Source organism: Pantoea sp. E956-1 (genome assembly GCF_982223955.1).
On the sequence record NZ_CEUYZP010000084.1, the window covers coordinates 1 to 430 of the forward strand.

General features: G+C 54.2%; 1 protein-coding gene. It reads left to right on the forward strand.

What is annotated here, in order from left to right; all coding sequences use genetic code 11:
• A partial coding sequence (locus AC0T7J_RS25375; protein ID WP_473798553.1) for an EAL domain-containing protein occupies positions 1–430 on the forward strand: 430 nt, incomplete at both ends.

Consider the following 430-nt stretch of genomic DNA (forward strand, 5'->3'; position numbering starts at 1 on the left):
TCAGGTTACAGAAGACAACCGCTACCGTTTCGACCAGCTCTGCCGGACCCGCGCCATCGAAGGCGCGGCGAGCCTTAATATGCAGACACACTTGTCGATCAACTTTTTGCCCAACGCCGTCTACCGTCCAGAGCTATGCATTCGCAGCACACTGGAGGCCGCACGCAAACACAACTTTCCGATCGACCGGCTGATTTTCGAAACCCTGGAAATCGAGCACGTAGATAATTATCGCCATTTGACCAATATTCTGCGTGAATACCGCGAATTCGGCTTCAAGACCGCCATCGACGATTTCGGTGCCGGTTATTCGGGGCTCAATCTGCTGGCTGATTTCCAACCGGACCTGATCAAACTCGACATGGCGCTGATCCGCGATGTTGACCAGGACCGTGTCCGTCAAGTGATCGTGCGGGGGATTGTCACAATG